Origin of the sequence: Rhodococcus sp. H29-C3, from assembly GCF_030063405.1 — a bacterium.
GTDB lineage: Bacteria > Actinomycetota > Actinomycetes > Mycobacteriales > Mycobacteriaceae > Rhodococcoides.
Window position 1 is genome coordinate 204,049 of record NZ_JASITC010000002.1, and the last position, 10,154, is coordinate 214,202.

Here is a 10,154-nt window from a genome sequence, read left to right on the forward strand (position 1 = left end):
CAGGGGTGTTCCTTTCATACGGGCTACTCCATGAAGCGGTACGAAGCAGCGGATTTGTGGATCCCGCGCGGTTGCGTGGAGATCCGGACTGCGGGAGGTCAGGCTGCGGTGGCGGCGAATCGGCCGGTGGCGGGATCGGTCTCTTCGACCGTTCCGGTGCCGATGTCGTAGACCCAGCCCTGCAAAGTGAGGGTGTTATCGGCAAGGGACCGGGCCACCGATGGGTGGGTGGCCAGGTTGGCAAGCTGGGCGAGGACGTTGTTGCGGACCAGGGCGCTGACCTTGTCCACGTCGGTCCCTGCGGAGGCTGTTCGGGCCTGGGCAGCGTCGGCGTGACGCAACCAGTCGGCGACCTCGGGTAGACCGGTGAGGTCGTGCCCGTCGGCCAGGGCGGTCATCGCGCCGCAACCGGAATGTCCACAGATGATGATGTCGGATACGCCCAGGACCGCGACGGCGTACTCGATGCTCGCCGCCACCCCGTCGGAGCCTGGTGTGTAAGCGGGGACGAGGTTGCCGGCGGTGCGGATGACGAACAGCTCGCCCGGCTCGCGCTGGGTGATCAGTTCGGGCACGACGCGGGCGTCGGAGCAGCTGATGAACAGCGCAGTGGGCTGGTGGGTGGTAGCCAAGTGCGCGAACAGCGCCGCCTTGGCGGGAAACACTTCGTGCTGAAAACGCCCGACGCCTTCGGTGAGGTTGTGCATGGGGTTCACTCCCTTCTGGACTTCGGCCCTGTCGGGCGGACGAGATCCAGCATGCATGAACAGCATCTATAGTGTCCAAGACGCGGTATTTATGATCATGATTGATGACATCTATAGTTGTTCGATGGCCCTGGAACTTCGTCACGTCCGGTATCTACTCGCAGTCGCTGAGCACGGCAACTTCACGCGCGCCGCCGAAGACCTGCACGTCTCACAGCCGACCCTGTCGCAGCAGATCAAACAGCTCGAGCGCACCATGCGTGTCCAGCTGCTCGACCGCACGGGCCGCACAGTGCGCCTCACCGACGCCGGCGAGGCCTACGTCCACTACGCTCGCCGTGCCCTGCAGGACCTCGCCGCCGCCGAACGAGCGGTCCTCGACGTGCAGGACCTGACCCGAGGTGGCCTGCGTCTGGCGATGACGCCGACTTTCACCACCTACTTAATCGGGCCCCTCGTCGCTCGATTCCACACCCACCATCCCGCGATCGTGCTGGACGTGCGGGAGATGACGCAGGACCGCATCGAAGCGGAGTTGCTGGCTGGCGAGCTCGACCTCGGAATCGCTTTCAGTGGACCTCACCTGCCCGGAATCGGCGCTACGTCACTGTTCGCCGAGGACCTCAGCCTTGTTGTCAGCACGGGCCATCCGCTGGCGGACCGCGCTGAGTCGCTCCCGGTGAGCGACCTCGCCGAATGCCCACTGGCGTTGTTGCGCGGCGACTTCGCCACCCGTGGCCACATCGACACCTATCTCACCGAACACGCTGTGCGGCCGTTGATATCGGTGGAGGCCAACTCGATCACCGCACTGACCGAGATAGTCGAACGGACTTTCCTCGCTACCGTGTTGCCGGCCGCCGTCACCGTCGATCATCGCGACCTTCGGGTCATCCACCTCGACCCGCCGCTTCCCTCGCGCACCGTCACCCTACTGCGCCGCGAAAGCGCCTATCAAAGCGCCGCAGCCTGCGCGTTCACAGATCTCGCACACCACTGGGCCGACGCGAACCCACCACCGGAAAACCTCGCAGCGTAGGGCGCACCGCAGTTCGATCACCGGGCAGATGTTGATTCTGTTCTCCCGCATCCGCTTCGCTACCCGCTCGGCTGCGCGTGTCGGTAAGCGCTGCGTAGGTGCAAGTCTCACAGACTCAGGATTGCCGCCGCAGTCCCTGCAACAGTCCGGTCACCGTCGCGGGCCAACTCGGCGAGTAAGTCCCGCGCCCGGGCTCCCGGAATCTCGGCGAGCGCCTGAGTAATTCGCAAACGGATCGAGGCATCGACCGTAGCGTCGAGATTGTCCTGCATCGCTCGCATGATGCCTTCGGAGACGGTCGGGTCGTCGGCCAACAGTCCCAGCACCTCGGCAGCCTCGACGTCGGAGCGTCCCTCGATCACTATCCGGAGAAGGGCAGGAACAGCCTCGGCGACGCGCCGCATGCCGATGGCCAACGCAGCCCGGTCTCGCACCGCGACATCACAATCGGTGAGTGCAGTCTTCAGCAGCGCCGTGGCTTCGGTGGTGGGTATCTCCGCGATTGCGGCGGCTGCACGGCGCCGAACCTTGACCGACTCCGAAGCCAGACCGCCGGCCAAAGCCGCCAACCCCTCACCAGCTCCCCTCGCAAGCGACCACCGCAGTGCTCCAGCTACATTCGGGTCATCTTCCGACAGTGCAGCCTCGACGAGCGCATCGACGGGAAGCGGCGTGCGCTCGTGCTGGGCCAACACCGCTTGCTGACGGCGGGCGCCCGATTCCGATTCGAGCTCACGTAGCAACGCGATGGTCCCCATGACGTCACCCCAGTGCGAAGCAGTGTCGACTCTTTCGAGCTTTCTGAGTAGTTCCTCTTCTGCAGCGATCCGCGCCTTCGTGTGCTCGATGAGCGCCCCCACCAATTCGGCGGGCGCGAAGTCCGGCTCATCGAGTGCACGCTTGGCATCGCTGAGAGACAACCCCAACGTTCTGAGGCACTCGACCTGGAAGAGGCGACGAATGTCGGCGGTGGCGTATTCGCGATATCCACCGGAAGTGCGGGCCGTCGGCTGCACGAGCCCGATGGCATCGTAGTGACGCAGCATGCGGGTGCTGACTCCCGAACGCCGGGACACTTCACCTATCAACATCTTTCACGCCTCCCGCCTATGAATCCGGTCCGGTCACCGCGACACGCTTGGCCATCTCGACGGATAGGGTGAAACTACTCTCGGGGTCGTTCACCAGCCTTTCCGTGGCCGCCGCATGAGCGCGGACACGTGGATCACGGCTCGCTCCAGCGGCATGCAGAGACGGCGACGCGTCCGACCCCAGCGCTGCCAACGCGCGGCCCAGGCTGAGCTGCATATCATGGTCGCCCCGTCCGAGCGCCTCGACCAAGTCGGCCGCGAGCTCACCCTCGGCGCCCGACGGGACGAGGACCACGGCGGCTCGCCATGCGCTGAGCGCAACGTCGTCGTGCGCGTCGTGCAGCAGTGCCGATACTGCCGGCCATGCCGTCCGATCACCGATCTTGGACAGAGTGTGCAGTGCTTGGCTACGAGCCTGCGCCGTGGCCGAGGACAGCTCCTCGAGCAACCTCGGTACCGTGATCTCCGACGGAAGTCGGCACAAAGCCCACGTCAGCATGTCCCGAACGAAGAAGTCCGGTTCGACGGCACACCGCGCCAGCAAAGCCTGAGCCAGGCCAGGATCACCGAGCGTTCCGGCCGAGAGGGCCGCCCGCAGTCGCGTCGAGGAATTGGTAGCGGCAAGAGCGTCGAGCAGGCGAGTATGCGGCTCGCCCTGGTTGGTCGGGTTCACGACAACCACCTCCTTCACTCGACTACTCCACTCCTTGTCACAGTGTCAGGGTCAAGCGATGAAGTCACTCGATCAACTGGCAACGGTGCATAATTGGCCGATGAATCCCACCGGAATCCTCCGCCGGGCGGCCGACGGTATCGATCTCGAGTTGACCCGAGAGATTGCAGCCTCCCGAGAGGACGTCTGGGCATCGCTCACCGAATCCGACCGCACCGCGTTATGGTTCGGCCCATGGGAACGATTGCTGGAGAACATGATTCGTGTTCAGATGGCTTTCGAGGAAGGTACACCCTGGTCCGTGATGCGCATCGACGCCTGCGAGGCGCCGTCGCGACTGGCGGTCTCGATGATCCACGATGCCGGAAGCTGGAGCATGGAAGTGCTCCTGACCGAGTCCCAGGGCACCACATTAGTGACGCTGATCCAACATCTGAGCGACACCGAAGGGATCGGCGAAATAGGTCCCGGATGGGAGTACTACCTCGACATGCTCGTCAACTCTCGAAACGAGGAGCCACTGCCGAGTTTCGACGACTACTACCCTGCCCAGGCGGAGTACTACTCCTCACTATCGCCCCGCTAGCGGTAGGGCCTGCGCGCAGTTTCCGGGTCGCCGAAGGTGATCGCTCGCTCGCGGCGAGAACCGGTCGCCAGAGTTGCAGCCCAGTTGATCAGCGTGCCGACGCGATTGCGGGCCCCCGAGAGAAACGCGATGTGGATAACTCCCCAGGACACCCAGCCGAGGAACCCGGACATCCGCAGCGGTCCGGCCTGTACGAGCGCGTGCCCGCGGGAGATGTAGGCCGCGGTGCCGAAGTCTCGGTATCGGAACGCCTGTCGTGAGGCAGTCGGGTCGCCCAGATCGGTGGCGATGAGCGAACCGACGTGACGCCCACCCTGCATGGCGACCTCGGCGACGCCCGCGAGATCCTGATAGGACATCAAGTCGCCGACGACCCACACGTTGCGGTGGCCCGGCACCGATAGATCCGACTCGACAGCAATTCGTCCCGATCGGTCCTGCTCGACACCGAGCGCTCCCGCAAGTTGCCGAGCAAACGGAACTGCTTCGACGCCCGCCGTCCACAGCACGGTTCGAGTGTCGTAACGAGTGACCGTCTTCGGCTCCGCCTTCGACGTGGTTTCCACGTCACCGCCGGTGACATCGGTGACGTGCACACCCAAGTGCGTTTCGACGCCGACGGCATCGAGGGTCTTCTGCGCCGCAGCGGACAGCTTCTTGTCGAACGAGGGCAGGACCCGATCGCCGCCGTGGAGTAGAAGCACCCGCGCCTCGCCTGGGTCGATGGAGCTGAACTCGTGAGCCAGCGCCCTGATTGCGAGCTCGCGGATCTGTCCGGCCAACTCCACGCCCGTCGGTCCTCCGCCTGCAACGGCGAACGTCAACCAAGGTCGACGGTCCTCCGCATTGGGCAGTGACTCTGCCATCTCGAACGCGGCGATCAGCTTGCGCCGGACGGTCAAAGCGTCGTCGAGCGTTTTCATGCCCGGCGCGTACTGGATGTAGTCATCGTGACCGTGGTATGACTGCCGCATACCTGCAGCCACGACGAGGTAGTCGTAGGTGAACTCGTAGGTCGAGCCGTCGAACCTGCTCGCGGTCACCACCCGCGCGTCGGGATCTACAGTCGTGGCCTCGCCGAGCGCGACGCGAGCATTCTTTTGCTTGCGTAGTAGATGCCGGAGTGGACTCGAGATGGATCCTTCGGACACCAATCCCGTCGCACATTGGTAGAGCAGCGGTTGAAAGACATGACTCGTTCCGCGCTCCAGCACCGTGACATCCACGTCGCTGCGACGTAGTGCGCGTGCGGCATACAGACCACCGAATCCGCCGCCGACTATCAACACTCGAGGACGACCATGCGCGATCATGAAGCGCGACCACTGCGGTGAACCGGGTTGGGCGCAGACGGCGTCATAAACATGGATGGTTCTCCTCGCGAAGTTTCGGGTCCAGTCATCGAAGATAGACCGGCAGTGGAGGCTCGGGTGAACACTCCTAAAAATCTATGGTGGTCGGGGTAGACATTGTGGTTTCGTTCGTTTACAGTAGTTCTCGTACACGAAAGAAGAGATCGAGAAGCGCGGGAGAGGACGAACTACCCGCGAGAAGAACGGCAGGAAGACGATGCATACCGAGAACGTCGGTTTCAGTTCTCGCGTCACCGCCGGTGCAGGTGCAGTACGAGCAGGTCTAGTTGGTAATTGGAAGAAGGGAGGAGTTGCATCGTCAGTTCGCCCCTGTTGTCGTTTTCGGGCGAACACCGCAGTGTCATCAGGCAAGTGGAAATAGATGGTAGTAATTCCCCACCAGGGCCCCGGTGCGATCATGCACCGGGGCCCTTCGTCTTCGCTTACACCACAACAGTCATCCCACCGCGTGTGCAGCGGATCGATGACTCAGGCTTCGGGTGCCCCGCCTGTACCGTCGATGACTTCTTGAAGATGCGCATTGGCACGGCGAGCGGCAGAAAGCTGATCCTCGAGAACGACGATGCGGCACGCGGCGTCGAGCGCAGTCCCCTGGTCCAGCAGATCACGGACCCTCGACGCAATTCTGAGTTGGAAGCGAGAATACCGCCGGTGCCCGCCCTCGGATCTGTGAGGAATCAACAGGTTCGCCTCGTCGAGGCTACGCAGAAATCCGGGAGTCGCATTCAACATCTGTGCGGCAGTACCGATGTTGTACGCCGGGTAATGCTGATCGTCGAACTTGTCACTTGCCGACGTTTCGTTCACATCGCTATTACTTTGGTTCACAACACCTTCCGGATGAGCCCGCAACTGGCCGGCACCTGGAGACCGACACACGAGCAACACCGTTCAAGGCGCCAAGCCTGGTCCATTTACCTGAAACGACACGAGCGTCCCACGCCCCGGGTCGAATCAGTGGAATAATACCGTTCACGCTGCAACGATGTCTACCTTGGCCACAGCAGGTTTATCTGGATCGACAGGCGGTCATTGTCCCGACTAGTTGTCTCGACCAACTGTGTCCGATTGATAGATGTCGGGGATACCGTCGTTGTCGTCGTCGCAGGTCTCTTCTTCGTAAATCCGCTTGTACACCTTGTTGCGAATGCGCAATAAGGCAGAAGCGAGCAGTGCGGCCAGGATCGATCCCGCCAGGACGCCGATCTTGACGTGATCATCGCGTTCGGTGCCGGGCCCGAAGGCAAGGTCACCGATCAACAACGAGACCGTAAAGCCGATGCCTGCGAGCATCGAAATTCCGACAACATCGATCCACTGCACAGACTTGTCGAGTGATGCGCGCGTAAATTTCGACAACACGAACGTCGTTCCGAAAATGCCGATTGTTTTGCCCAGCACAAGGCCGGCGATGATGCCGAGAGCAATCGGATCACTGAGTGCACTGGTCAAACCACTGAACCCGCCAACGGTGACTCCCGCGGCGCAGAACGCGAAGACAGGGATAGCCACTCCAGCCGACAACGGACGGATTCGATGCTCGAAATGTTCCGCGAGACCTGGGCCGGCATCCGGCCCACCACCTGCGCGACTACGCACCACTGGGACGGCGAATCCGAGCAAGACACCGGCGACAGTGGCGTGAATGCCAGAGTCGTGTATCAACACCCAAGTAATCACCGCGAGCGGGATGAGTATCCACCAGGAACGGACCCGCTTCTGCACCGCGAGAGTGAACAATGCCAGCGGAATCAACGCCAATCCGAGAGCAACGAAGTTCACCTCGTCGGTATAGAAAATCGCAATCACGGTGATCGCGAGAAGATCATCGACCACAGCGAGCGTGAGCAGAAATGTCCGTAGCGCAGTGGGCAAATGCGTACCGATTACGGCAAGGATCGCGACCGCAAACGCGATATCGGTCGCGGTGGGAATTGCCCAACCCTGTAGGGCGCCATCACCGGTAGTCCTGTTGAGCGCGACGAATATCAGCGCCGGAACGACCATGCCGCCCACCGCGGCTGCAATGGGCAGTGCCGCACGCCGAGGGTCGCGCAGATCACCGGCAACGAATTCGCGCTTGAGTTCCAGACCGACGACGAAAAAGAAGATCGCCAAGAGACCGTCGGCCGCCCACGTCGACAGCGTGAGATCCAGATGTAACGCCGACGGCCCGAACTTGACGTTCATCAAGGACTCGTAACCGTCGGACCACGGCGAATTCGCCCACGTCAACGCAGCGACTGCGGCAATGAGCAGCAAGATGCCGCCGACGGTTTCCTTGCGGAGAATCGCGGCGACACGGTCCGCTTCGGACCAGGATCCACGAGAGAACAGTGGCAGCCGTTGCGAGTTGGACGACATATGTGGCGAGCCTTTCGTTGAGCGTCCCCAGCCACCGTAACGACGCTCTACTGACGGGACGTCCGGCTGAATCGGCAAGCATTTGAGCATGGTCGAACCATGCCGACCAGACTTCCCGGCGCACCGGTGGTTAGTTTATCGGTTACATCGACCGAACGACAATCGAACAGATGCAATCGCCACTCACAGCAGGTTGGCGCGGCGTCGGATACCGTCCCGTCGGTTAATCGCCACCGCTGCAGATCTATTGCCCGACCGCAAACGAGACCTGTCGATTTGGTGGAGGTTCACCGGTCGCATTACCGTAAGTTGGAATCAATATCACTTTTTCTACATTTCCATCAAGCAATGCAAGGGATCTTCCTCGATATGAATTCTGTGATCTCAGCGTGGCGTGGCCTACGCAAACCGGTGTTCATACCGGCCTCACTGATAATTTTCGCAATGATCATCTTCTCGGTGGTCTTCGCCAGTACCGCGTCCGATGCGTTCGAATCCCTGAACACTGCAATTACCAACGGTGTCGGCTGGTGGTACATCCTCAGTGCCACCGGATTCGTCTTGTTCGCCCTGTATTGCGGCATCAGCCGAATCGGCAACATCCGCCTCGGACGCGACGACGAGAAGCCCGAGTTCGGTGTCCTCTCCTGGTTCGCGATGCTCTTCAGCGCTGGGATGGGCATCGGCCTGGTGTTCTACGGCGTCGCGGAGCCTCTCTCGCACTACGTCAATCCGCCGGAAGCCGGACGAATCGAAGGTTCCACCGACGGTGCCGCGAACCAGGCCATGGAACTCACGCTGTACCACTGGGGTTTGCATGCGTGGGCGATCTACGTGGTCGTCGGACTGGGCCTCGCCTATATGACCTACCGCAAGGGTCGCCCACTCTCCGTTCGATGGCTCCTGGAGCCCTTGCTCGGTCGTAAGCGCATCGAAGGCACCATCGGTCACGTCATCGACGTCATTGCAATCGTCGGGACTATGTTCGGTGTCGCGACCTCGCTCGGCTTCGGTGTCCAGCAGATTTCAGCGGGACTCGAGTACCTGGGCTGGATCGAGAGCAGTAACTGGTTGACGATCATCCTCATCGCAGGTGTCACCGGACTGGCAACATTCTCGGTAGTCTCCGGCGTGTCGAAGGGTCTCAAATGGCTCTCCAACATCAATATGGTGCTCGCTGCCAGCTTGGCAGTATTCGTACTGATCCTCGGACCTACTTTGTTCTTGATGCAGTCCTGGGTGCAGAACCTCGGTGGCTACGTCCAAGCCCTGCCCGAGCTGATGTTGCGCACCTCACCATTCGCCGATGATGGTTGGGCTGGGGCGTGGACGATCTTCTACTGGGGCTGGTGGATGAGCTGGGCCCCGTTCGTGGGTATGTTCATCGCCCGCATCTCGCGTGGGCGCACCATCCGTCAGTTCGTCTTCGGAGTGCTGCTCGCACCGACCATCATAGGTTCGTTGTGGTTCACCATCTTCGGTGACGCAGGTATCCTGCGGCAACGCAACGACGGCGACATGCTCACCGCAGCCGGGGAGGTCGACACCAACACCACCCTGTTCGCCTTGCTCGACGGTTTTCCGCTTGCCACGGTCACGAGTGTTTTGGCGATCTTGGTGGTGGTGTTCTTCTTTGTCACGTCTTCGGACTCAGGGTCCTTGGTGATCGACATCCTGTCCACGGGTGGTGATCTCGACACCCCGAAGATCACCCGGGTGTACTGGGCAGTTCTCGAGGGCGTCGCCGCAGCGATTCTGCTTCTGATCGGCGGTTCCGGATCGCTCACCGCACTGCAAACAGCATCGATCGCGACGGCGGTGCCGTTCTCGATAGTCCTTGTCCTTGCGTGCATTTCGATGCTCAAGGCTTTCCACTACGACGTTGCCACTACCCCCAACTACGTCCGAATCACCGCGACTGGCGAGACCTCGAATGGCGCATTGGTGAACGCTGAAGGTAAGTCCGACGTTCCAGGGCGTCGCAAGCGTGGTGCCGGAATCTCCTCGACCTTCTCCGGTCTCGCGCCGTCTCGGGAGAATCTCACTACACCAAGCGCGGGGCACGTAGTCGTCGCTGTCCACCAGCTTTCGTCCGACCAGATCGGAATCCACCCGGACACCGGTGCCGTCGAGTACTCACCCGGCGAGGCACGACGCGATCCACTCGGTGGAGAGGTGTTCGACTCTCAGGAGTTCGTCGACTCCGCGGAAGGCCATGCGCAGAAGGCAGAGGGACAAGTGCAGACCCAGTCTTCCGACCGATCTGACTAGAAGTCATCTGCGTTCTTGTCGACAGTCGTGCCCGGATCGAGTACCAGATC

9 protein-coding genes are annotated in these 10,154 nt (G+C 61.6%); 3 read left to right on the forward strand and 6 right to left on the reverse strand.

Going from position 1 to position 10,154, the window contains the following annotated elements; translation table 11 throughout:
- Window positions 1–98 precede the first annotated feature (98 nt).
- The gene (locus QMK32_RS05005; RefSeq protein WP_283473401.1) at window positions 99–707 is read right to left on the reverse strand and encodes a carbonic anhydrase; all 609 of its coding nucleotides are present in this window, start codon (window positions 705–707) and stop codon (window positions 99–101) included.
- 130 nt (window positions 708–837) lie between these two features.
- Between QMK32_RS05005 and cynR the strand changes: the two genes are divergently transcribed.
- Window positions 838–1,746 (forward strand): transcriptional regulator CynR, encoded by a 909-nt coding sequence (gene cynR, locus QMK32_RS05010; protein ID WP_283473978.1) that lies wholly within the window; start codon window positions 838–840, stop codon window positions 1,744–1,746.
- A 107-nt stretch (window positions 1,747–1,853) separates the two neighbouring features.
- Here cynR and QMK32_RS05015 read toward each other — a convergent pair whose 3' ends face one another.
- Together QMK32_RS05015 and QMK32_RS05020 are read right to left on the reverse strand one after the other, a co-directional pair.
- Window positions 1,854–2,837, reverse strand: a complete 984-nt coding sequence (locus tag QMK32_RS05015) for a MerR family transcriptional regulator (protein WP_283473403.1) — start codon at window positions 2,835–2,837, stop codon at window positions 1,854–1,856.
- 16 nt (window positions 2,838–2,853) lie between these two features.
- Complete coding sequence (locus tag QMK32_RS05020) at window positions 2,854–3,519, reverse strand: HEAT repeat domain-containing protein (RefSeq protein WP_283473980.1); 666 nt, start codon at window positions 3,517–3,519, stop codon at window positions 2,854–2,856.
- 49 nt (window positions 3,520–3,568) lie between these two features.
- Between QMK32_RS05020 and QMK32_RS05025 the strand changes: the two genes are divergently transcribed.
- Window positions 3,569–4,096 carry an SRPBCC domain-containing protein gene (locus QMK32_RS05025; protein WP_283473404.1) on the forward strand — a complete coding sequence of 176 codons (528 nt, stop codon included), beginning with the start codon at window positions 3,569–3,571 and terminating at the stop codon, window positions 4,094–4,096.
- Here QMK32_RS05025 and QMK32_RS05030 read toward each other — a convergent pair.
- The 3 genes from QMK32_RS05030 to nhaA form a co-directional block, all read right to left on the reverse strand.
- Entirely contained in the window at window positions 4,093–5,409 is a 1,317-nt protein-coding gene (locus QMK32_RS05030) for an NAD(P)/FAD-dependent oxidoreductase (RefSeq protein WP_283473405.1), read from the reverse strand. The two genes, QMK32_RS05025 and QMK32_RS05030, sit on opposite strands and share 4 nt — an antisense overlap.
- A 528-nt stretch (window positions 5,410–5,937) precedes the next feature.
- The gene (locus tag QMK32_RS05035; protein WP_283473406.1) at window positions 5,938–6,297 is read right to left on the reverse strand and encodes a helix-turn-helix domain-containing protein; all 360 of its coding nucleotides are present in this window, start codon (window positions 6,295–6,297) and stop codon (window positions 5,938–5,940) included.
- A gap of 213 nt (window positions 6,298–6,510) precedes the next feature.
- Complete coding sequence (gene nhaA / locus QMK32_RS05040) at window positions 6,511–7,833, reverse strand: Na+/H+ antiporter NhaA (protein WP_283473408.1); 1,323 nt, start codon at window positions 7,831–7,833, stop codon at window positions 6,511–6,513.
- A 369-nt stretch (window positions 7,834–8,202) separates the two neighbouring features.
- On the opposite strand from nhaA, the gene QMK32_RS05045 reads away from it, so the two are divergent.
- On the forward strand, window positions 8,203–10,104 hold the full coding sequence (locus tag QMK32_RS05045; protein WP_283473410.1) for a BCCT family transporter: 1,902 nt from the start codon (window positions 8,203–8,205) through the stop codon (window positions 10,102–10,104).
- Window positions 10,105–10,154 lie beyond the last annotated feature (50 nt).